Origin of the sequence: Bacillus sp. bc15 (genome assembly GCF_900142585.1) — a bacterium.
Taxonomy (GTDB): domain Bacteria; phylum Bacillota; class Bacilli; order Bacillales; family Bacillaceae_G; genus Bacillus_A; species Bacillus_A cereus.
In genome coordinates, this window is sequence record NZ_FRBJ01000001.1 from 1,400,856 (window position 1) to 1,424,889 (window position 24,034).

Sequence of the window (24,034 nt, forward strand, 5' to 3'; positions counted from 1 at the left end):
TTTCTGTTTTTCCTTTTTGCCTACTTGCTAAATTCAGCAATTAAAACGTTTTTAAAAGACTCTGGATTATTAATCTTAAAACTGTTCGAATTGACGGCCAATGTATGTTTGCCTCCAAGTGTTCCACCAGCAAAAGTGGAAAACCCTAGAACGCCACCTCTGTGTCCCCATACCGAGACACCATTCGGAAGCTTAATTTCAAGGATTCCAAGACCATATCCGGTTCCCTCTCTATTTGTAGGAACTGTAGTAAGCATTTGTTTTAACTGCTGTTCCTTCAGTAATTTACCACTGAGTAAGTAAGAGAAGAATTTGTTTAAATCGTCAGCAGTAGAAATCATATCTCCATCCGAGCTACCTGGGTTAATATAAGTAACGTCTTTTAGCTCACTCGCTCCGTCTAGTTGCAAATAGCCACGGGCATGCTTGGTGCCTGGAATCACGCTTGAATTACCAGGTAGAAATGTATTTGACAAATCAAGCGGTTCAATAATTCGGTTTTCAACCTCTTCCGCATAACTGTTGCCAGTTACTTTTTCAATAAGGATCCCCAGTAATACGTAACCTGTGTTTGAATAAGACCAACCCTTTCCTGGTGCAAAATCTGGGGGAAGAGAAATCCCCATTTTGACGAATTCTTCAGCCGTATACGATTTTTTTGTATCCATAATATCGAAGTCTTTTGAATTTATATAATCAGCAATACCACTTGTATGATTCAATATTTGCCGGATAGTAATCTGGTTACCATCATATCCGTTTCCTTGAATAACACCAGGTAACCATTTTTCAATGGAGTCGTCTAGATTCAAACGGTTCTCTCCAGATAATTGAAGTAGAACTGTTGCAATGAACGTTTTCGTCACACTACCAATGCGAAAGCGAAAATCTGCTTTCATTGGTTTCTTAGTTCTCAGATCCGCTATCCCAGCGGTATAACTCCAAGTTTTACCACCCTTAGAAATTTGAGCGAGTATTCCCGGGTATCCAAGTTGCAGTTCATCTCGTATTGCTTTCTTAACGGAATTACGATCGCTTTGCGTACTTGTTTGTAACGAACTAGATACATTTTGCGTAGGTTCTGCTTTTACAACTGATGTTGGTGTTATGTATAACAGGGAACTTCCACCTATTAAAAGTGCTAGACTTGCACATGTAATTTTACTGCGTGTTTTCATAAAAAATTCCTCTCTTCTATTAAAATTGTATAGATAGTTGATAGAAGTGTCATATACGAACCACACAGCTATCCATTCTCCAAATGATGAAAAGGCAACAATGCATTTGCAATCATTGTACTCATTATTTTCACAAAACACTCTTGTTACTGATTGTTTGTTTTATATGTAGGCCGTAATTGTTCCCCCCTTCACGCCTCCTTATATTTTTATCCTACACAATGAAAATCTCTTTTTTCTTACCTATTCCTTACAAATTCCTTACATACAAAATCACTTGTACAATAGGGTTGAAGTAGCATCTGTGCCCGAAAGCGCAAAAAACACCGATGCTTTTCGCTTCAGTGTTTTTTGCGCTTTACATATTGAAGATTCGTTTTACTCTTAACAGCTTAAATTGCTGATTTTTTCTAATGCGATTATTCTTCTTGCTATATAAAACAAATTTCATAGTGTTATATGAAACACTATGAAATTTGTCATTAAGGCACATTATTCTAAATTTATTGATGTAGTTGAGATGGACTCACTTTTTGAATTTGAACAAGTATATCAAACGCTTTACCTAATGATATATCAACAGTTTTTGGTATATCAGGCCCTTCGGTAGTTATTCCAGCGAAAATTGGATGTTGTTCGTTTAACCAAGTTTTTGTCACGCCGTTCGCCTTACGTAAATCAATAAAAAATTGATCTTTTTTCACCTGTCCAAAAATGTAGTTATAACTGTTTAGATCATCTAATTTTAATGTTCCATATGGGCCGAATTCACCATTGCTATTCTTGACATTGTATTGTCCTTCATAAACTGACGTTCCAATAGATACGTACCGTTTTCCGTAATATTCTGCTAAATGCTGCCCAGCTACTTTAGGATATATAAAAGGAAGCATATTTGTTTTCGAAATGTGTCCATTATGTCCCCATACAATGGTTTTTCCTAAATGTTCTTCAGTCCACTTCGCATTTTCATACATTGCAATATCATGTTTCAAATAAAAATCCGCTGGTTTATCAGGAGGTGTCGCTAACATTGTAGTAAACTGTTCAATAATACGAGCATTTTGCTTTATCCATGCAAACTCTTTAGATTTTCCATTTAAATAGCTTTTATTTTCCTCTAATAAAGCACTAATTTGTTTAGCATCTAAAACATACTTTTCTTTTTCTTCTTTCGTAAGACTTCCAAAAGTATTCATATCCTTTGTTACAGGAATAAGACCTTTTATCTGCTCTTCTACTCTAGGCAATAGTTTTGAATTGTTCGCTTTAATATATTCTGTTATATTATTATAAACATTCTCGTTTACTGATTGAATGTCCATCCCGATGATACGTACTTTAGATTTATGTTTTGGATTAGCATTATATTGCCGAATCCAATCAAGTAAATCTAGCATTTCTTTCGTCTTAAATACAGGTGTTAGATGTTGGCTTGGGTTTCCCTTACCAGTAAGAACATATCGATCAAGTTCCAAGGCCCTGTCCCATCCCTCTTCTAAAACTAGATTGGTAAAGCCCTTTTCAGATACTAAATACTTAACAATGCGGTGTTTCATCGTAAAAACTTCATGAGCCCCATGCGTAGCTTCACCTAAACCTACAATTGAAGCTGAACCTACCATATCCTTAAGTGGTTTCAAATCATTAAGAGATGCAGTTGGATTAGTTGTTTTTAAAGGCTTTGCATGTGCTTCTAACCATTTCGCTATTTGATTTGTATTATAGGGAGCTGTAACAGAAACCTCTGTTTTCGAATCTGCATAAGTATTTCCTACAAAATGAGTCATTGTTATAGCAGAAGCAACAATTGCAATAATTATTTTCTTTTTCATAAAAAACCTCCTGAAATATTTACTTATAGCTTTTTGACATACTCTGCCAACTTCCGTTTAAAACATTCATTTTCTTATTACTGTTAAGATACATTTATTCTAGTTCCTAAAACTCACTTATTTCTTAATAGGTTCTTAAGAAATTCTTAATTCACTTATACGAATATAAAACTAAATAAGCTTCAATTCATTGTATTGTAAATTCCTCATTGCATAACATTATAATGTACAGATATTTGTTATAAATGATGTTATCTAAAGTATTCAATTTCAGTATGTATTATTAACGTAGTTAATATATGGTTAATATGAAGTTCCAAATTTTGATTGTTTGTAGCCTCTTTATCATAGAGTTAATTTAGGGGTTATTTTTTGTTCACTTCATTTTTTTCGGCACTCTGCATCTAGACAGTATACCCATTGGCCACAGTTAGACTATTTCAAATCAAAAAAATAGATTACCTGCACACTAAAAAGTATAGTGCACAGGTAATCTAGTTGTTTTTGAGATTAATAAAAAACTAATTTATTTTTTGAATTCTTCCATCAATAATAGACTGAATTGGTTCTTTTGATTTTTTTATATAATCTACTAATGCTTCAAAATCAGTTGGTCCTGTTTCAGCATCTTTACCGTTTTTAAAGGATACAAATCCATCTCCACCTGAAGCTAGAAATGCGTTCGCAACGACGCTGTAAGTTTTAGAAGGAATGATTTCTTCTCCATTTGTTAAGCGAATACTTGTTACTTTTTCTCCATTAGGCTTGTTCGCATCCCAAGTGTATTGGATTCCTGAAATTTGAAGCATTCTTGTTATGTCTTTTTGCCATTGTTGATTTAAAATATCACGAATGTCTTGACCTGTTAAATTTACTTTTATTAATTGATTTCCGAATGGTTGAATACCATATATCTCTCCCCATGTAATATCACCAGCATCTAAGTCATTACGAATACCACCAGGATTCATAAGTGCAATTTGAGATTGCATTGTTGTACGCTGGGCATCAGCAACTAAATTTCCAAGAGTAGATTCACCAGCCGTATTGAGTTTGCGATCTAGTGGCGCAATAGACTTACCTACAACTTCATTAACAAGAGGTGCGATTTTTGCTTGATATTTCTCCATCTTCTTCTTGATTTTTTTATCAGGCTCTATGCCTTCATGGTAAGTTGTAACAATTTCTGCTTTTTTCTCAACAATATCTTGTGTTTTACGATCAATCTTTACATCAACATCAGCAAAAGCCATACCATATGAATTTGCTTGTACGACAAGTTTATTATTAACAGTTCCATTTACATAGGTGTGGCTATGCCCACCAAAAATAACATCGACTTCTGGATCAGTCTCATTTGCTAATCGGACGATATCACCATTTGTTACGCCGTTCCCATCTGTTATACCTCCGTTATGTGCAAGAACAACGATAGATTTAACGCCTAGTTTTTTTAATTGCTTTACGGATTTGTTAATAGCTTCAACTTCATCTGTAATTTCTACATTCTTTAGCATAGTAGGCATAACAAGATTAGGAACATCCGTTGTTACGACTCCGATAAATCCAACAGGAACTCCTTGTACCTTTTTTATAGTGAATGGTGGTAAAAATAAACGACCGGTGGATTTATTATAGAAATTTGCAGCAACATATGGGAATTTTGCTCCTTTAAAATTCCCTGTTTTCTCATGGTATCCACCATAAATAAGGCGGTTCATTTCTTCAACACCTTCATCAAATTCATGATTTCCTATCGTTCCAACATCGAATTTCAAATCATTTAGAAATTCAATTGTAGGTTCGTCTTGTAATAATGCTGAAACAGGAGTACTTGCTCCAACAACATCGCCGGCATGTACCTTTAATGTATTTGGATTTTGTTTTTCACGATCACGTAAATAAGCCCCTAAGTACTCAATTCCCCCTGCATCTTTATTGTTAATTTTTTTTACAGTGTCTAGTTGCCCATGAAAATCGTTAATACCGAGCATTTGTACATCTATGTAGCGGTTTTGTTCTGTACTTGCTTGGATTGAAGGCGCAGCAAATACACTAGTAAAAGTAACTGTACTTAATGCTAAAGCAACTGGAATGATTTTTTTCAACATAAAATTTCTCTCCCCTAATTAAAATCTGACATAATACGATGTTATTTTAATATATTAAGAGAATTATTTCTACAAAAATTCTACTAATTATAAAAATTAATAAGATTTTATTTTTTTCTGACAAATAACTCCTTCCTCAAAAATGTGAAGGTGTAAAACGTCAATTTTAAGTGGAGGATGAATATTTGTAAGCTTAAGCCTACACTTTTTTATTAGGATGTAAAGGGCCCCACTCAACTTAAGAAACTTCACTACCCAAAACAAGAAAATGTGCGTTTCTTTGTTTGGAGGATTATTCAAAATATTATCTTGATCGTAATATAGCAATACATCTAAAAGACCTAAAAAAACTCTAATCAATAAATTTTTGCTGTTAAGAAGAATATTCAATTCGAAACTAATGAATATTTATCAACCTAACATATCATTACCACCATTAAAAAAAGAATAGAAATTTCGTTATGAAAGATTTCTATCCTTTGAATTGATTACGGTGGTGCACTACTCCGCATTAAAAAAAGATGCTCCTGGCTTTATCCAAGAGCATCTTTTTTTAGATTTATTTTTACTTGTTTATAATTTATCAATTAACAATTATATAGTTGTAATCAGTCCTTTAAAAATAATAGGAGTGCTTCATTAAATTCTTTAGCATGCGTTGCATTTAGCCCATGTGGACCACCCTTTATTAAGGCTACTTTAGAATTAGGAATTGCTTCATGTGTTAATTTCCCACTATATTCATATGGTACAGTTGCATCAGAATCACCGTGAATAATAAGAGTAGGTATATTAAACTTCTCCAAGTCTTTTCTAAAATCTGTCTTACTAAAGGCGGTAATACAATCAAGTGTTCCTTTAGGTGATGCACTGGCTGCAATATCCCAATTATATAAACGGAATGGCTCACTAACTAAATCTGTTCGATTACCAGCCGCGAAAAATCCCTTAGTAAATTCATCAAGAAATGCAAGGCGGTCATTTATCACACCACTTTTGAATGCTTCAATTGTTGCATCATCTAAGGCCCCTTCAGGATGATCCTCTGATTTGTATAAATATGGAGGAACTGCCCCAGCAAAAACAGCCTTTTCAATACGATCTGTTCCATACGTACTAATATACCGGGCTACTTCGCCTCCCCCCATAGAAAAACCAACAAGTGTGACATTTTGAAGCTCTAAATGTTCTAATAGTTGATGTAAATCAGAAGTAAAGGTATCATATTCATACCCTTCCCACGGCTGAGATGATTGTCCAAATCCTCGACGATCATATGTTATAACTCTGTATCCAGCCTCAACAAGAGCGGGAACTTGGTATTCCCAAGATCGACCACTTAACGGCCAACCATGAATGAGTACAACTGGTTTTCCTGTGCCATGATCCTCATAATATATCTCAATTGGTTCTTGATTTTCGGTTCCTACAGTAATTTTAGCCATGCTTCTACCTCCCAAAAATATTCTAATATGTATCCTTTTTTTCAATAATCCGGATGAATGTCATAACCTATTCATGCACGTTTATATTGTGAACTCTAAGTATGAAACTCTATTGTTCCAATGCATTCATTTTCTCCTTTTGGAACAATCCCCCCTCTAATACCTTTTTCATCATAAAATAATTACTGAACATTACTCCTATTCAATTGTAATAACAAAAATAGGTGACTATCAATATCATTCTATCTATAGGATGTATAGGTAAAACCAATCTATTTTATAGTGAAAACAACTATAGTTACAACCTATACAAATTATAGATAATTTAGAATTGATTAACGAATCAGTTTTCAAATACTATAAATTTGTATAGCACTTCATGTTCTGTGAATGCTGCTATAACCAATATTATTGGTCAGCTTAGTTATAAACGACGAAACTTATGATAGTATTCGACTATTTAAACTTTCTTCGATTACTTAATTTTTAGGAGGAATACATAATGACTGATCTCTATTCTCGTATTAACAAAGATGATGCTGTCGTGCTTTTAGTAGATCATCAAACTGGTCTTATGTCCGGACTAGTACGTGACTATGGTGTTGATGAATTCAAGAACAATGTTTTAGCTCTTGCTCATACTGCTAAGTTTTTTGATTTACCAGTTATTTTAACAACAAGTTTCGAAAACGGGCCTAATGGACCTTTAATGCAAGAATTGGTTGATCTCTTTCCTCATGCACCAAAAATAGCTCGACCTGGACAAATTAACGCATGGGATAATGATGATTTTGTAAAAGCAATCGAAGAAACTGGAAAAAAACAACTTATCATCGCAGGCGTAGTTACGGACGTTTGTGTTGCTTTCCCGGCACTTTCCGCTATAAAAGCTGGCTATGAAGTATTTGCTGTTACGGATGCTTCAGGAACTTTCAGTAAACAAGTTGCAGATGCTGCCAATACTCGTATGGCACATAGTGGTGTACAACTTATGAACTGGTTTAGCGTAGCTTGCGAATTACAACGCGATTGGCGCAACGATGTCGAAGGTTTTGGCAATTTGCTTGCTAGCAATCTTCCAGGCTATCAAAATATAATTGGAAGCTATAGGGGAGCTCAGCGAGATCTTAGTAAACAAAATGCATAAATGTATTTCAAAGAAATAGCTTTAAATCACTTTCAAAAAAATGGATAGTATACATTTAGTGCTGATTAAATCAGCACTCTCTTTTAATTTAAAAGGTATAGCAAAAATTTTATTTTTACGATTACAATTTTAAATTAACAGAAAATATATTATTTTCAATAATATCTATTTTAAACAATTAAAAAAGGAGCGTTTTATTATGAGTAATTTAGAATTGTTAAATCCGGAGAACAGTGCATTAATTTTGATTGATTTTCAACCTCAAATGACTTTTGGAGTTGCAAGTATTGATAGACAAACATTGATTAATAACGTTATGCTACTTGCTAAATCAGCAAAAACTTTTAACGTACCTACTATTCTTACTACAGTTGAGACACGCAGCTTTTCTGGTTATTTTTGGCCACAAATTCTTGACATATTCCCAAACCATGAAATTATAGAACGCAGTTCAATGAACTCTTGGGAAGATCCAAAATTTGTTGAAGCAGTTAAAGCAACAGGTAGAAAGAAATTAATATTTGCAGCACTTTGGACTGAAGTTTGCCTTGCATTCCCTGTGCTTGAAGCAATTAAAGCTGGCTATGAAGTGTATGCAGTTGATGATGCTTCAGGTGGTACTAGTCTGACAGCACATAACGCTGCTATGCGTCGTGTAGAACAAGCTGGTGCAATTCCAGTGACAGCAATTCAAGTTTTACTTGAATACCAACGTGACTGGGCACACAAAGACACTTATGATGCTGTAATGGAAATTGTAAAGGAGCACACTGGCGCTTATGGTCAAGGAGTAGAATACGCATATACTATGGTGCACGGCGCGCTTCCAAGCAGGAAAATATGAAACAAGAAGGAGTAGCTGTCGAAGAGACTTATACAGGGAACACGATGGATGCTGCTGATCCAGTAACAACGATTGTTACATGGGAAATTCAACAAGGTAAAGAAAAACAGTTTGAAACATGGAGACATGAAATCGAAGCTGCCGCTACTAAATTCCCAGGGCATTTAGGTGTAAATCTAATAGTTCCAAGTAACGAATCGAGAGAGTATACTGTTATTTTTCGATTTGATACGTATGAGCATCTACGTGCTTGGCAAGAATCAGACATTCGCCGGGATTTGTTAAAAACGGCAGAACAATTTCAAGCTACTAATCCAAGTTACAAAACTGAAAGTAGTTTGGCTTATTGGTTTGTTACTCCGAAAACGCCAGTTCCACCGCCAAAATGGAAAATGTCTATCGTTACCCTTCTGGGTGTATGGCCTCTTAGCATGTTAGTTCCTAAAGTGATAGGACCTATTATAAAACATATGAATCCTATTATGTCCGCTTTTTTCGTTTCTGTATGTATAGTGTCCTTGCTATCATGGGTAGTCATGCCGATTTTCGGTAAATTATTTCATCCATGGTTACAAAATAATAGAAAGTAGACGAGGTGTGAACATGAATTTACCGGATATGATCTTATATAACGGAAAAATTACTACCCTTGATCCATCTCAGCCTGAGGTATCTGCTATCGCCATAACTGATGGTTTAGTCACTGCAGTAGGTGGAGATGAGCTTCTTAATAGTGCCACGGAAAAAACAAAAAAAATAGACCTTAAAAGAAAGAGAGCTATTCCAGGCCTGAATGACTCCCATATACACGTTATTCGTGGTGGTCTGCATTATAATATGGAATTACGTTGGGAAGGCGTGCCATCACTTTTTATTGCTCTAGAAATGCTCAAAGAACAGGCAAGGCGTACACCTGCTCCTCAGTGGGTAAGAGTAGTTGGAGGTTGGTCTGAATTTCAATTTAAAGAGAGACGGTTGCCAACTTTGGAAGAAATTAATGCCGTTTCTGAAGACACTCCTGTCTTTGTGCTACATCTTTACGATAGAGCACTTGTAAATCGTGCAGGGCTACGTGCACTGGGATACACGAAAGATACCCCAGACCCTCCAGGCTGTTTAATTCAGCGGGATAAAAGAGGTAATCCAACGGGCCTTTTAATTGCTAACCCTAACGCTTCTATTCTTTATTCAAGTTTGGGTAAAGCTCCAGTACTTAATCTTGACGACCAGATTAACTCAACTCGCCATTTTATGCGTGAATTAAATAGATTAGGTATTACAAGTGCCATCGACGCAGGTGGTGGATTCCAAAATTATCCGGATGATTATAAAGTTGTTGAACATTTAGCTGAGAAAGATCAATTAACTTTGCGTATTGCGTATAATCTATTTACGCAAAATCCAAATCATGAATATGAAGACTTTGCTTCATGGGCAAAAATTGTTTCTCCAGGTCAAGGAACTGATAAGTATAAAATGAATGGTGCCGGAGAGATGTTAGTATTCTCAGCAGCCGATTTTGAAAAATTTCAAATGCCACGGCCTGAACTAGCTACGATGATGGAAGCTGACTTAAAGAAAGTAATTTCTCTATTGGTGGAAAACCGTTGGCCCTTCCGTTTACATGCAACTTATGATGAGTCAATCACACGTTTCTTAAATGTATTTGAGGAAGTTAACAGAGAAATTCCTTTTAATGGTCTACGCTGGTGGTTTGATCATGCAGAAACAATCTCAGATCGTAGTATGGAACGTGTTAAGGCTTTAAATGGCGGTATTGCCATCCAAGACCGCATGGCTTTTCAAGGTGAATACTTTGTTGATTTATACGGAAAGGAAGCTGCAAAGCATACACCTCCGATTTATCGTATGTTAGAACTTGGTATACCTGTTGGCGCCGGTAGTGATGCAACTAGGGTTTCCAGCTATAACCCTTGGGTTGCTCTTTACTGGATGGTTGCTGGAAAAACCATTGGTGGTCTTTCGATATACGATGAAAAAAATAAACTTGATAGAAAAGTAGCCCTGGAATTATATTCAAAAGGAAGTGCGTGGTTCTCTGGTGATGAAGGTAAAAAAGGAACCCTGGCAGTAGGTCAGTTTGCTGATATTGCTGTATTGTCTGCTGACTACTTTACTGTGCCAGAAGAAGAAATCAAAAACCTTGAATCATTACTCACCATTATGGGTGGACAGGTTGTTTATGGAAATGATGAATTTAAAAATTTATCACCTGAATTGCCGCCAGCATCACCTGATTGGTCACCGACGGGCATTTACGGTTATGGTGGTGCTAACCTAGCCAACACTATACTTTCCCACGATTCCCATGATAACAAGTTACATAGTTGTAGTAACCCTCTCCATCAACACACTCATACCGTAATAGGAAAAGATGGAACTAAATGGGGGATTGGTTGTACTTGCTTTGCTTTCTAAGTCAAAACCACCGGTATAATGCCGGTGGTTTTCTTTCTACAATAAGGGTATGTAGATTCGAAATAACATTGTATATCCCTACATGGAACCTGTTACTATGCGATAAGACCGAAGAATTGATTGATTGATTGATTGATTAACTTAACTTGTTTTTGATAGCCTTCTCTCCTTGCAAAGTCTGTCCTTTTTTCCTTAATTAAAAGTCAATGGTATCCCCCTCTTGATCGACTACACCACACATATAAATCCACTGCCCTTTGACTTTAATATAGATCTTAATTTTTCAATTGTTACACTAGAATCATTATTATTTCTATTACACTGATACTTTTTGCGAATCATTTAACTTCTGCATAAAGATACGTGCTGCAAAACTTAAAAATTTATCATCAAAGTGAATAAGATTAATATCTTGGCTTGGTGTTGGGTCAGTAATACGAACTATGCTCAAAGTATCATTATTAACAAAGTTAACCAGTGAAAGAGGTATTATGGCAACCCCATGTCCATTGTATACAAGGCTCAATAGAGAAATAGAAGATTTTGTTTCTATATTTGCTTCAGATAAAGATAACCCTAAACTCTCACAATATATCTTAATAGATTCACGACAACTACATGAAACCATTATTCTACTCAGCCCTACTAATTCTCTAAAAGAAACAAATGATTTTTCATTCAAAGGATGATTTTTTGGAATTACAAGGACGAGCTCTTCACTATACAAAAGGGTGCTTGTTAATGTGTCTGGAATTTGAGCACTACGTGTAATCCCGAAATCAATATTTTTGTCAACGATTTGATTTACAGCAACTTCGGATTCTATAATTTTTACTACGATGTTGGGATAATGTTGTTGAAACTTCATAATATAAGGTGTTAAATAAGTGAGATCCTCTAATAGACCTCCTATAGTAATCACACCTCTTTTTACACCCTTTAATTCAAAAATTTCATTATAAACGTCATCAAATTGTTGCATAATAAATTTTCCTTTATCAAATAGCAGCTTACCCGCTTCTGTCATTTTGATACCTCTTCCAACTCGATGAAACAAGGGTGTATCAAGTTCACCTTCTAAAACACGTATTTGTTGACTTAAAGTCGGCTGTGAAATACCTAGAACTTCCGCAGCTTTAGTGAAACTATTATTATTACAAACTTGAATAAAATACTCTAAATGACGTAATTCCATTCTTGATACCCACTCTCCGCTTTATGAAAGATTTATAATTTAAAGGACGATATGTATACGTTAACATAACAACCATCTTTCCTACTATACCAATTGAAATTACATGTTTTATTCATTTTTCATTATAATAAAATTACTACCATTTATTAATTTTTCCTCCTATTTATTTAATTTATATTTAATTAGGACATTACTAATTCGAGATATATTTCTAAACTTTTATAGTTCTAGTGCATAATACCCTAATTTTTTCAACTTTTCGATTATCATTTTTTTCTCAATATAGTCCAAACCACCAAATATTTGCCGAATCGCCTCTTTATGCTGAGGAAAAATAATATCCATTAATTCAATACCTTCTGAAGTAATTGACGCATACGTGACACGGCGGTCTTTAGGATATGGTTTTCGTATTAAGAACCTCTTCTTTTCCAACTTATCCACTACATACGTGATACTACTACTTGCAAGTAATATTTTATCTCCAATTTTTTGTATAGGCTGATCGCCTTTACTATATAGTAGCTCAAGCACTGCAAATTCAGTTGGATTAAGTCCATAACTTTTTATATCCTCTTCAATACGCTTAGTAATTGCCTGTGCTGCCCTTGATAATGTAACAAATAACTTTAAAGATAAGCTCTCATCATTAATCACACTCATAATTACCAATCCTTTACAAGTTATCTTGAATTCGAGATTTATTATATTATCGTCTAAATATTATGTCAATCATTCATTTTAGCTTTATCAATCCATTTATAATTTATTTCTCAACATATGACATATGGAATTAGAAGAAAACAATTGTTAATATATAAGTATCTCAATTACGTTATTTCTTTTAAAGAGAGCTTGTATTCTAACGCAAGTTCTCCTTTTTTATATTCTAAATTGAATCCGGACAAAGTTCACATATTGAGTCTGCCCATGTATATGATATAGTTTTTAAACAAAGATTAGAGCCCTCCTACAAGAAGGAGAGCTCTAATCTTTCATATAAATATTCACCATTTTTATCATTACGGGGACATCAAAACTTTAACTTGATGGGGATATGGGACTACCCCATCGCCATCAAGCTAAGATTTTGAGACACCCCCATAACGAAATTTTTCCCTTTACAGTTATTTGTGAGAATTTAGCCTCTATATAAAAAAACCACTCCTTACAATAAAAGAAGTGATATTCCTAAATTATATATTTCATTAAAATCAAACTATTATAATATAGTTCCATTCAGCCATCCGTTTATGGCAATAAGGTCCATCAATACATGTAATTCTGTACCTATTAAAGCAGAAATAAAAATAATTTTTAATGAAGAGCTCTGTTTATAAGTAAACAGTTTCATTAATCTAGGTATTGTTTTAAGACCTATCATAATTAGTAAAGTCAAAACTAAAGCGCAAGCTAGTCCACCTATAAAACTCTCATCTACCGCTCCTCCTGGTATAAGCGGTACCTTTCCAATGAACATGCTTATAGCATCTGGAATCGCCATACCGAAAAATAAAGTTGTGATATTTAAATGTTTTTTATATACTAATCCTACAGTTGCTGTAACTACTGTATGTCCTATAACGCCAGCCATATGAATCCTCCGTAATATTTATATTATTTTTTAGTTAGTTTTCACCTTTTTTTAGGCTTATTATTTTATAATTGATAACGCTTCTAAAAACTGTGAATTATCTTTTCTACTCTCAATAATCTTTTGAAATTCTTTCTCCACTTGTACTGATTTTTTATCCTCGGTATCAACAACTCCATGATTATTTCCATAAACTTTGTTAAGTTCAAAAATTCCCATATAGGTTTCTTGTATAGGAATTTGAGTAAACATAGAATTATTGACAATTAAAATACACTGTTCATAATTCGAGTTACGATAATGCCCAAACCAAGTATTACTATCATATTTTACCGGTATTTCCTTGTCAGCAATTACTAATTTTTTTATATTTTCACTTTTTTCACCCGCGAATAACACAGCAGTATCATTTGTTATTGTAGGCATAGACTTTATTGGATCTGAAATCGGTGTAAAATGATCTTCTCCCTCTCGTAATATCCCTTTTTTTATTACGGCTTCACCTGTTTTTTGATCCATAATAAATACTGATTCTCCATTATATTGTGCTGTTTTAACTTTATATAAATCGATAGACTTAATTTCACTTTTATTTTCACTTCGTATATCTTGTAAAGCTTGTTTATCTCCTAACATCAAAATTCCATTTCTTGGTTCTTTAGGCGTGAACGCCAAGTATAAACCAAATAAGAGGGCTCCAATCATACATAGGTTAATGATTTTTCTCATTTCTAATCTCCTTAGAATTATTGTTTAAAGGTGGTTTAACTAGTTAAGATAATTGCTGCAAATCATCTATACGTATACCGTTTCTTTAATTCGTATTTGCTCCTTATATAGAATAATTGTTTTATGGAATTTTACATATTCATTTACCTTTCATTTGTATTACATTTATGTAAGGTAAAATTATTAGCAAACTACAATTATCGGAATAGCATCCTACTATTTCTATGGGCAACTGATCGCGATCCTACTCTGTTCGGCTACTATGGTTCAAATGCATCAATTACTTCTTATGAAAAGAAACAAGAACTGAGTGAATATAAGGTCATATATAGATTAAAGATTATTTTCTTCTTATTTATCAAGCCATACAGAAAAACACCTAATAGCTATCAAAGGTGTTAATTCGCCTGTTCAATCTCCCATAACAAAACGGACGAAAATCTCATTGGTATGAGAGGAAAACAGTCTTTGATATATTAGGTGTCGTTTACAATTGTACCAAGTCTAATAATTAAGCGGATTAATTAGATTTAAAAAAAGATTTCTTTTTCTTTACTCGTAATAAGTCACCTGTCCATCCTTTGAATCGCATATACATATACATCCCCCCTGTTGTGAAAATAATAAATAAGAGAGCGATTAAATAGCTATATTTCCATTCCAGTTCAGGCATGTATTTAAAATTCATACCCCATAATGCTCCTAAGGCTGTCAAAGGCGTACTCACAGCAGTTAATACAGTAAGAGCTTTCATAATTTCATTCCCACGATGAGAAGAAACAACTTCTTGCAAATGAATCATCGTGTCTAATTCTTCTTGGTACTCTTTAACAAGTTGTAATCCACGCTCTAATTTTACGTGTGTTTGTTTATAACAAAGGGTGTTTGTTAGTTTTTCTAACCAAGCTTCTTTTAGGCCTTGTAACACTTCTTGTATTAAGCGAAACACATGTGTGTTCATAAATAATTCATGACGAATATGATAAATCCTTTCTAAAACTGCTATGTTATTATGATGATAAAAATCCCATAATACATTTCTGAAATTGTTTTCAAAGTAGTCAACCTTTCGCAAATAATGAGATATAAACATTGATAAGATAGCACATAATCCTTCAGCAGAACTATTACAATTTTTTGTACCCATAGGGATATTATGTATTAATTTTTGGAAATCCTCTTCCTCCTTTTCCTGAACTGTTATCAGTATTCCATGAGCTACGAAATAATGAAGAAATTTTTGAATTTTGGCGTCCTTTTTATCTTGATCATATAAAAACGAACCATATACACAAGTTTGACTTGGTGATAACGTATAAACATATAATCCATTTTCACAAGGAGAACTTATTTTCTTTACAAATTGAGAGAAATAAGATGTTACATCACGAGGGATTATAGAAGAAAGTTTTTCAAGCTCACTAGTTTTCACATGATACCAACTCCATTTCGTCATTTTTATGCATTCCATATTATTCTTCCTTTCTAAATAGTTTTATGTTTGATCGAATCATATCCGTAATACGAAATTTGTATGTAGGTATTCATGTCTTGAAGGAAAAGTTTTTAGATCATCTAAATTACAAAATAAATGACATAGGAGGTCTTATTCTTTTAAAAGGAAGACCCCCTATATATTAGTTATTTTTATTTTCAATTTTAAACATTTCCTCTATACAAGCACTTTTTATCTTTTCTTATAAAGAATTTATTATATGTGGAAAAGAAGCTACATAATTTGGCACGTCTATTCAACGAACTCCATTTCAGTCGTTATTATAATTTGGATTCATATGCAGATTGATTGGTGATGTCGTCAAATACTTGACTCCCAATAATGTAGTATCCATGAAGTGCAGCCTCTTTCGAAGCGTCTACCATACGGAAAGAAGAAATTTCACTTTGCATTTTTTCAATTCGTTTTTTGTGGAGATCTACTATTCCTCCTGTCCAAATGATAGTATCATACTGTTCTAACGTAAATTGTTCTTGTAATACACGTATGACGTCTTGGAAGTGTGCATCCAACTCTTTTTGAATCAAAGTATGAACCTGACTTGTCTCATGATTTTCTTCTCGACATTCATATCCTTTTTCTAATATGTTTGGCATGTCGTTAATATGCAATTGATTACTTTCACCCTCATAATTCTGCACGATATTCTTAATATTTTTCAAAGGCTTGCTACATCCTAGTTCCGTCTCATAATGATTTAAAATGAGATTCTGTTTCATATCTGTCATTTCTAATGTACGAAATCCACCATCAATAATTAAGATGCGATCTCGTTCCTGAATGATTCCCTCTTTTAAGAGATAGGCATGTAAAGCGACCGGTTGCTGAAGAATCAAAGCATTTTCCACCGTAATATTAATAAATTTCCCATCAATTTGCACGGAAGTTTCTTTTTTTAGTGCACGTTGTAATTGCTCATGCTGACTACCAAAACAAGTGATGGGAAGCCCGGTAACAACTAGAGGTAACACGACATTTTCTTTATAATCCTTTGCAATGCAACCAAATATTTGTTGTTTAAACTCTTCGCTTTCATAATAATTTTCTATTTCATCGTCAAATGGAGGAAGAAATGAAGCGTCAGATTGATGTGCTTCATTTCCCATGTAGTATGCAAAGTCTAAGTCTATAAAACTTACCTTTGTTAAATCTTCACTTTCAGCATGATTAGGTACAGGGGCTAGTGTGGAAGCTTCACTCTTGACCGTCATCTCAGAATCTACATCCTGTCGATATGCCCTTTTGGTAAAGCCAATTCCTACATCAATTGCATACAGAGATTTCATACTTTTTTCCTCACTTTCTATTTTTAGAGTTAAATCTAGGCACTCTCTTCTTTCCCTTCTTTCACATATTTCTTTTCATTTTTCGTTTTTTCCCCGTCTAAGTTCTTACTATTTTCATTTATTTCGTAATCCTTTTCACCTGTTTTCTTTTTATTATTTTCGTTTTCTGTTAAGTCTTTAATGGTAGAAATGACAACTGGTGTGGCTGTAAGCAGTTGTGGTAATGTTTGTTTTGCAACATTAGCTGCAGTTACAGAAAATTGTTTACTTGTCTCAGTTACCTTCTCCAATGTTTCCTTTATGTTTCCTTCTTGTAGTTTTTCTTTTACGCTTTTTCCTTTTGTTTGTATAGCTTTCCGATTTTCTTTTTTTAATAGGGAGACTATGACTCCGGTCGTAATTCCAATCACAGCATATTTAAATATTGTATGTTTCATTTTTCTCATCCTTTTCTATTTTTATTTTCTTCAATGCTACAACCTAAAATAATTACCTTACCTATTTATCAGATGTTGCAATCTATTAGAGAGAATGATAGTTTTGCGGCTGCCTATCACTCGCCGTTAGTGTTTCATCTGTTACTAGGAGTAAAATTCTCCCTTGATCTAGTTTTTCTTCATATAAGTTAGCTTCCTCCTTCGACAACCCCATTTCCTCCATTTGATTTCGGAGCTCGTCCCCTTTTTTGGAGAAAAAGTTGATAATACTTGTGCCCAATCCTTGTTCTTTTACTCCAATCGTATTTGTGTTTGTATCATCCGCAATCCTTTTTGTTATATGTTTTTCATGTGCTAAAACATAAATGTCATCGTGGCGAACCCCTTGCAATTCTAGCTCTTTTACTTTCATAACTACTTCCTGTTCATTTTGATATTCATAAACTACCGTTTTTCTTTCATTCGTATGCATGGTATCTTTCCTCCTTTAGATTTTTTATTTTTTTATTTAGTTGTTATGTAATATGTAATACACCTATTTTAAAGATGTTAAACCTAAATTTTTGAAAAATTTTACACAATAGGTTATTCATGTTTTTAATATCAAAGAAATGTCACAAGAACTTTGCTTTGATAAAAGCGCTCCAAATAACGATTTGTTTGGAAGGTAAGCACATTGTTTTATAGAAATCATAGAAAAATAAAAAAGCACTCCTTTTCAAAGAGTGCTAAAAAAAACATATAACCTAATAAAAATATTTCTATTTTGATTACAGAAAGAAAGTCTTTATTAAAACATATGGTTGCTAATTTAATTGCGATCTGCCTTGCACCCAAGCAGCAATATCATTTATAACATACTCAGGTATATTAGCAGGACTATAATATTCATCCGGCTTACTTATTTCCCCATCGCCCTCTGTAAAGAAATGATTTAACTTTGGATATAGTCGATAATCAACGTTATTTCGTTCTTTTAATTGTTCTTTCCAAAGAGGAATTTCGATTTTTGATTGAACTTGATAGTCTCTTTCTCCTTGAATAATAAGAAGTGGTGTCTTTTGTTCTTTTGACATTTCTGCTGCTTTAATTTTCCGAATAGAATCCCAAAATACTGCTGATCCTAAGTAAAAATCTTTTGGAGGATTCTGACCAGAGAAATTTGGATCATTTAATAATTCAAATTGCGATTTGTAGAATTTATATTGCTCCTGGTTCATTGCTCCAATAGAGAAAAGGTACTCAAATTGATCTAAAACAACGTCTTGGATCGTACGAGCTGGCCCTCCCATTACAATTGCTCCAGCAATATTTTTATTTTGGTCTTTTTCAATCATTTTCGGAAGCATCATTCCACCTTGACTATGACCCAAAATATAAATTTGATTTTTATTTATTAGAGGCTCATTTTTAAGAAATTGAGTTACAAGAAGAGCATCATCTGTTGTCTCTTTATCAACTGTATAAAAGGGACTAAATTGTGTTTTCAACCCATGTTCATAAGTTCTTTTATTATAGCGAAGGACAGCAATTCCCTTCGATGCAAGACCTTCAGCTAAATCGCGAAACGGTTTTAAAGCAAACGCTGTTTCATCCTGATCAGTTGCTCCTGATCCTTGAACAAGAATAACCGCTGGAAAAGGACCATTTCCTTTTGGAACCGACAATGTTCCTGGTAATGGAAATGCACCACTTCCAACTACTACTTCTTTATCAACAAATGATTCAGGCTTACTATATGACGGACGCTCAGCAACAGGACTAAACGACATGCTGAGTTGAAAATCGTCTATTTTTCCAGATGGATCTAGTTTAATTAGTAAAGGTACAGTCATTTTTTCAAAAACTAATTGAATCTCCACATTTGTATGAACAGGATTTGTCTCTTTTTGTGTAACCTCTCCAATTTCTATAAAAGAACCTGCTTGTAATTGAACTGGGAGTCCCTCCCAATAGCTCTTCAGCCATTCTTCGGATATTATTTTCTGTAATGACCTTGAGGTTAAATCAAATGCAGATTTATAATCTTCACTATTCATATGGCGAATAAATGAAAGAGTAGTAGATATAATAGGATTTTCATCATCACTATTGTCTATTTTTTTTATATTTGTGTTTACTTCCTTTAATTTTGAAATAAATTGGTGGTTAAATGGATTATTATATGTATTAGGATATAAATTTGTTTTCAAAATTTCCGTATTCCGTCCCTCATACAAACTTGAAGAACTCGTAAACTTTTCAGGTGAAATTACTTCCTCCGCATATGAGACTGAGGGAATTGCTATTGTAAAAATTGCACTGATAAGTAATAACTTATTACTTATTCTTCTTTTCTTACCCATACTTATTGATTCTCCCTTCAAAATTTAAAATTTCTAATACAATATGCCAACTATAAGGAAAATAAAAATTACCAAAGAGATTAATAATCTATTTTACGATCCCCCTCTCAAGTTAAAAATCTATCATTAACAAACTTCAATAAAAAACGCCTTCCCCCTCTTTTTTTATTGTTGGATTTTCCAATGACCTAGAAGCACAGCACGAAATTACATGTAACCTACCCATGAGATTCTCTGTTTCAAAAGAAAAAAGCACCCCACTAGATGCTTTCTTTAATTGTTCTCACTATCATTTATTTAGGTAATTCTCTTATTACTGTAAGATAAATTCATTCTATTTCCTAAATCTCACTTATTTCTTAATTCACTCATACCAATATAAAGCCTAATAACCTACCATCAAAAAATAAAGAAAACAGGTTATTTGGCTATTCATTTCGTAAACTTAATGCTCAAATTAGTTTTTTTCACAAAGTTAAACTTTATTAAGAAAAACTTAAAGAATTTCCCTCTATATTCATAAGAACTTTTTTCTATACTCAAAAATGTAAATAGACAAAAGGAGAAACAATCATGAAGAAATTTGTAATTTGCATACTAGGAATAGGCCTCCCTATATACTTACTACCTTTCATATTACGTGGAGATTTAGACAGATTTAATCCGATTGCTGAAGAAAAAAATGTATATGCCGTTGCGAAAGGATATGGTGTTCCAGATTATCATCATAAAGGAAAAGCTATGTACTCACTAAAAGCTGTTGACGAATTAAGTAATGAAAAAGAATATACAGTTGGAACGAACACGCCTAATGATTTTATAAGAAAAACTTACTTAAAAATTCATGTGAAAGGAAAATATGTGTATTCTTACGATATTATTTCTAAAGAGGATATTCCGGAGAAAATAAGGGGACAATTGGAGATAGAAAATAAATAAAAGAGCCAATTCATACGATTTGGCTCTTTATTCTCTCTCCCATCTACCGTTTGGATAATTCTTTCGGTAGATTTATTAAATTCGTTATCATTGTTCCAATAACCATTGTTCAATTACTTTTACTGTTTCATCTCGTTGTGCTTTTGCCGTAATTAAACTCGCATTATCACCTTTTTGCTCACCATACATGCCAAAATGAGCATGATTTCCCCCTTTTATCATGTGCATAGTTGTATTCTTTGACATGAACTTTTTATTGTTCTCTATTTTTTCTACAGTTGCTAAAGCATCTACTTCCCCATAAATTGATAACATCGGAATCGATTTTGTAGAAAAGTCATCTGCAGGATACGAACCTAAGAAAATAATCCCGTCTACCTTGTCTTCATGTTGGAAGGCATACTTAGAAATCATAGCTCCTCCCATTGAATGCCCTGCAACATACCATTTTTGAACTTCCGGATACTTTTCAATTACACTGTCTACCTCATTTATTCCAAGTATCGCTAAATTTAATGGTAACTTAGGCATTACTACAAAGTGCCCATCTTTTGCAAGCGCTTCTCCTAAGTAACTATAAGCCTCAGCTTCTACTTTAGCTCCTTGATAAAAAATAACCCCTACTTTCGCATCTTTCGCTCCAAAAACGATATTATCTTCATCTTTTTTATCATCTACTAACGACAAAGCCTCTTTCGTCGGTTTATAAGTAAACTGAGACCAAGTCAAAAAAGTAAAACTTCCTATAATTAAAATAGCTAGTAAAGAGTACAGCGTAATTTTTATCCATTTCTTCACAAAGATGACCTCCATAAGATGTATATATTCCATATTTCGGATTATCATTAACACACATAAAAACTCGAGCATTTTTATTGTGCTCAAGTTTTTAGTTCCGTCTTTAATTTATACTATAAATTGTCCAAGATAAATATGTAGCAAATGCAGACCATAAAAAATATGGTATTAGCAACCATGTCGATACTTTAGATAATTTGGAAGAAACCGCTATGAGAAGTAACGTAGTAATAGCGACAAGTAAACAATCTACTGTTGCTAAAAACAAATTCTTTTGGCTAAATTGAAAATAGCTGAACGCTTGATTGAATATATAATTTAAAAGGAATAAAAACCAAAATGTTTTTGGCTTGAATCCATAGTTGTTGTAAATAATTGCAACTGATAATGCAATAAGTCCAAATAATACAGCCCATATCATTCCGATTGTCATACCAGGAGGTGTCCAAGACGGCTTTTCTAACGCATCATACCAAGTACGATCAATAGGGAATAAAACACTAGAAACATAAAACAAACCATATGTTAGTAAAAATACTATAATACTAGATTTTTTCATAAACATTCTCCTTTTTACTAGAAGATTATAGAAACTTTATATGATTAGTATGCCCTTGTAATGGATAAAATTCTAATATTTAAATTCCAAATACATATTGTTTAACCTATTTTATACAAATTCTTTCATACTTTTATATGCACAAAGGGCTCTCTCTCGTGCTGCCTTATGATCAACAATCGGATAAGGATATGTATCCCCAAGCTTTATATTGGCCTTTTGTAAAATATGCGCAGGCGCTTCCCATGGTTTATGTATATATTTATTCGGTATATCGCTTAATTCTGGTACCCATCTTCTTATATACTCTCCATTTTTATCAAACTTTTCTCCTTGTGTGATGGGGTTAAAAATACGAAAGTACGGTGATGCATCTGCCCCACTTCCAGCAACCCATTGCCATCCCATTGTATTATTTGCAATATCAGCATCTAGTAGTGTATCCATAAACCATTTTGCTCCTTCTTGCCATGGAATTAACAAATGCTTTACAAGAAAAGAGGCTACAGCCATTCTTGCCCGATTATGCATAAAACCTGTTTGCCAAAGCTCCCGCATTCCCGCATCAATAAACGGATAACCAGTTTCACCCTTCTGCCATACGCTTAATAACTCCTCTTCCTTATCCCACGGGAAATTTTCAAAGCTCTTATTAAGAGGTTTAGATACTGTAAATGGATAATGATATAGTAAATAATAAGAAAACTCTCGCCAAATTAATTGACGTATAAAGCTATTAACTTGTTTTTCAAAAAGACTACATTGTCTTTCGGTACTTTTATTTATTAAGTAATGAAACATTAGCTTTACTGATATTTGACCAAATGAAAGCTACGGTGCCAACATCGAATGGACATTTTGATCTGGAAAATCTCTTCCTTCACTATAAGAGGCTAATTTGCTAGAGAAAAATTTCTTGAATGTTTTATATGCCCCTTCTTCTGTCGGATCCCATATTGCTTCCATATGAGATGTCCACGGTATAGTCGGCAACAAGTGTAATTCTGAAACAGATAAGCTTGCTGGTAAAGAGTTTCCCCACTTTATACTCTGCACTCTGCTAATAGGTTTAGGTATTACCTGCTTTTGAAATGCATTGTAAAAAGGCGTAAACACCTTATATTCAGTGTTATCCTTCTTTTTTATAATCCACGGTTCTAATAATAAATGCGAATTAAATTCCTTACAGATAATACCTTTATCCTCTAACATCATTTTCATTTTTTGATTAGATTGTAATCTGTCAGGATCATAACAAATATTCCAATATACAGCCGTTATATCTAATTGTTCTATGAGAGAAAGTATTTCTTCCTCCGTACGTCCTTTACGAATTATTAAAGTAGAGCCCAATGCCTCAAGTTGCTTCTTTACATCTTTTACAGCATGGTGTAACCACCACTTTGCCGCACTTCCTATTGAAAAAGTTTCATCTTGTATATATACCGGAAGAACCTCACCAGACTGAACAGCTTCAAATAGCGCTGGGTTATCATATAAACGAAAATCTTTTTGAAACATAACAATAATTTTATTTTGCATGGCTATCCCTTCTAATTCTTAAAGCACAATTCATTCTTTATGAGAACAAGTACTTCTGTTATTTTTAAAATACTATAAGAATCATCCTTTTTATT

The 24,034-nt window shown here is 33.7% G+C and carries 20 protein-coding genes and 2 pseudogenes; 6 read left to right on the forward strand and 16 right to left on the reverse strand.

The features are described 5' to 3' along the window. Positions 1-20 precede the first annotated feature (20 nt). The 4 genes from BUA87_RS07115 to BUA87_RS07130 form a co-directional block, all read right to left on the reverse strand. Positions 21-1,178, reverse strand: a complete 1,158-nt coding sequence (locus BUA87_RS07115) for a serine hydrolase domain-containing protein (RefSeq protein ID WP_000857802.1) — start codon at positions 1,176-1,178, stop codon at positions 21-23. A gap of 503 nt (positions 1,179-1,681) precedes the next feature. Then, positions 1,682-3,013 (reverse strand): erythromycin esterase family protein, encoded by a 1,332-nt coding sequence (locus BUA87_RS07120; RefSeq protein ID WP_072938895.1) that lies wholly within the window; start codon positions 3,011-3,013, stop codon positions 1,682-1,684. 521 nt (positions 3,014-3,534) lie between these two features. Continuing rightward, on the reverse strand, positions 3,535-5,124 hold the full coding sequence (locus BUA87_RS07125; RefSeq protein ID WP_016512618.1) for a bifunctional metallophosphatase/5'-nucleotidase: 1,590 nt from the start codon (positions 5,122-5,124) through the stop codon (positions 3,535-3,537). Between the two features lie 608 nt (positions 5,125-5,732). Further along, complete coding sequence (locus tag BUA87_RS07130; protein ID WP_001074328.1) at positions 5,733-6,569, reverse strand: bromoperoxidase; 837 nt, start codon at positions 6,567-6,569, stop codon at positions 5,733-5,735. A gap of 502 nt (positions 6,570-7,071) precedes the next feature. Here BUA87_RS07130 and ycaC point away from each other — a divergent pair. The 4 genes from ycaC to BUA87_RS07150 all read left to right on the forward strand — a co-directional run bounded on the left by ycaC (position 7,072) and on the right by BUA87_RS07150 (position 10,999). Beyond that, positions 7,072-7,716: an isochorismate family cysteine hydrolase YcaC gene (ycaC, locus tag BUA87_RS07135; RefSeq protein ID WP_000131214.1), complete on the forward strand. Its 645-nt coding sequence runs from the start codon at positions 7,072-7,074 to the stop codon at positions 7,714-7,716. 199 nt (positions 7,717-7,915) lie between these two features. Further along, the gene (locus BUA87_RS07140; RefSeq protein ID WP_000067162.1) at positions 7,916-8,560 is read left to right on the forward strand and encodes a hydrolase; all 645 of its coding nucleotides are present in this window, start codon (positions 7,916-7,918) and stop codon (positions 8,558-8,560) included. Continuing rightward, positions 8,557-9,150 (forward strand): antibiotic biosynthesis monooxygenase, encoded by a 594-nt coding sequence (locus tag BUA87_RS07145; RefSeq protein ID WP_000806852.1) that lies wholly within the window; start codon positions 8,557-8,559, stop codon positions 9,148-9,150. Before BUA87_RS07140 ends, BUA87_RS07145 begins: the two co-directional genes overlap by 4 nt. Positions 9,151-9,163: 13 nt before the next feature. Next, on the forward strand, positions 9,164-10,999 hold the full coding sequence (locus tag BUA87_RS07150; protein WP_001052853.1) for an amidohydrolase: 1,836 nt from the start codon (positions 9,164-9,166) through the stop codon (positions 10,997-10,999). A 316-nt stretch (positions 11,000-11,315) separates the two neighbouring features. Here BUA87_RS07150 and BUA87_RS07155 read toward each other — a convergent pair whose 3' ends face one another. The 4 genes from BUA87_RS07155 to BUA87_RS07170 form a co-directional block, all read right to left on the reverse strand. Continuing rightward, complete coding sequence (locus BUA87_RS07155; protein ID WP_061660758.1) at positions 11,316-12,194, reverse strand: LysR family transcriptional regulator; 879 nt, start codon at positions 12,192-12,194, stop codon at positions 11,316-11,318. 219 nt (positions 12,195-12,413) lie between these two features. Then, the gene (locus BUA87_RS07160; RefSeq protein ID WP_061660759.1) at positions 12,414-12,857 is read right to left on the reverse strand and encodes a MarR family winged helix-turn-helix transcriptional regulator; all 444 of its coding nucleotides are present in this window, start codon (positions 12,855-12,857) and stop codon (positions 12,414-12,416) included. Positions 12,858-13,416: 559 nt separating this feature from the next. After that, positions 13,417-13,788 carry a hypothetical protein gene (locus BUA87_RS07165; protein ID WP_000929330.1) on the reverse strand — a complete coding sequence of 124 codons (372 nt, stop codon included), beginning with the start codon at positions 13,786-13,788 and terminating at the stop codon, positions 13,417-13,419. A gap of 60 nt (positions 13,789-13,848) precedes the next feature. Next, on the reverse strand, positions 13,849-14,517 hold the full coding sequence (locus tag BUA87_RS07170; protein WP_072938898.1) for a lipoprotein BA_5634 family protein: 669 nt from the start codon (positions 14,515-14,517) through the stop codon (positions 13,849-13,851). Between the two features lie 217 nt (positions 14,518-14,734). Between BUA87_RS07170 and BUA87_RS07175 the strand changes: the two are divergent. Beyond that, positions 14,735-15,032: pseudogene (locus BUA87_RS07175) on the forward strand (IS4 family transposase); the annotation flags it as partial. A gap of 5 nt (positions 15,033-15,037) precedes the next feature. On the opposite strand, the gene BUA87_RS07180 reads toward BUA87_RS07175, so the two are convergent. The 5 genes from BUA87_RS07180 to BUA87_RS07200 all read right to left on the reverse strand — a co-directional run bounded on the left by BUA87_RS07180 (position 15,038) and on the right by BUA87_RS07200 (position 20,101). Beyond that, the gene (locus BUA87_RS07180) at positions 15,038-15,988 is read right to left on the reverse strand and encodes a magnesium transporter CorA family protein (protein ID WP_000388935.1); all 951 of its coding nucleotides are present in this window, start codon (positions 15,986-15,988) and stop codon (positions 15,038-15,040) included. Between the two features lie 305 nt (positions 15,989-16,293). Continuing rightward, positions 16,294-17,319 carry a ParM/StbA family protein gene (locus BUA87_RS07185; protein WP_072938901.1) on the reverse strand — a complete coding sequence of 342 codons (1,026 nt, stop codon included), beginning with the start codon at positions 17,317-17,319 and terminating at the stop codon, positions 16,294-16,296. A 35-nt stretch (positions 17,320-17,354) separates the two neighbouring features. Then, complete coding sequence (locus tag BUA87_RS07190; protein WP_000683216.1) at positions 17,355-17,756, reverse strand: hypothetical protein; 402 nt, start codon at positions 17,754-17,756, stop codon at positions 17,355-17,357. 85 nt (positions 17,757-17,841) lie between these two features. Beyond that, a complete protein-coding gene (locus tag BUA87_RS07195; protein ID WP_000557322.1) occupies positions 17,842-18,228 on the reverse strand; it encodes a YflT domain-containing protein in 387 nt (128 codons plus the stop codon). A gap of 334 nt (positions 18,229-18,562) precedes the next feature. Continuing rightward, entirely contained in the window at positions 18,563-20,101 is a 1,539-nt protein-coding gene (locus BUA87_RS07200) for an alpha/beta hydrolase (protein WP_000516847.1), read from the reverse strand. Between the two features lie 573 nt (positions 20,102-20,674). Here BUA87_RS07200 and BUA87_RS07205 point away from each other — a divergent pair. Next, positions 20,675-21,040 (forward strand): YxeA family protein, encoded by a 366-nt coding sequence (locus BUA87_RS07205; RefSeq protein ID WP_072938904.1) that lies wholly within the window; start codon positions 20,675-20,677, stop codon positions 21,038-21,040. An 87-nt stretch (positions 21,041-21,127) separates the two neighbouring features. On the opposite strand, the gene BUA87_RS07210 is transcribed toward BUA87_RS07205, so the two are convergent. From BUA87_RS07210 to BUA87_RS07220, 3 genes and pseudogenes are all read right to left on the reverse strand, one after another. Beyond that, the gene (locus tag BUA87_RS07210; RefSeq protein ID WP_000758821.1) at positions 21,128-21,838 is read right to left on the reverse strand and encodes an alpha/beta hydrolase; all 711 of its coding nucleotides are present in this window, start codon (positions 21,836-21,838) and stop codon (positions 21,128-21,130) included. Positions 21,839-21,941: 103 nt separating this feature from the next. After that, on the reverse strand, positions 21,942-22,397 hold the full coding sequence (locus BUA87_RS07215) for a TspO/MBR family protein (protein ID WP_000749743.1): 456 nt from the start codon (positions 22,395-22,397) through the stop codon (positions 21,942-21,944). 111 nt (positions 22,398-22,508) lie between these two features. Next, positions 22,509-23,939, reverse strand: a pseudogene (locus BUA87_RS07220) (deoxyribodipyrimidine photo-lyase). Positions 23,940-24,034 lie beyond the last annotated feature (95 nt).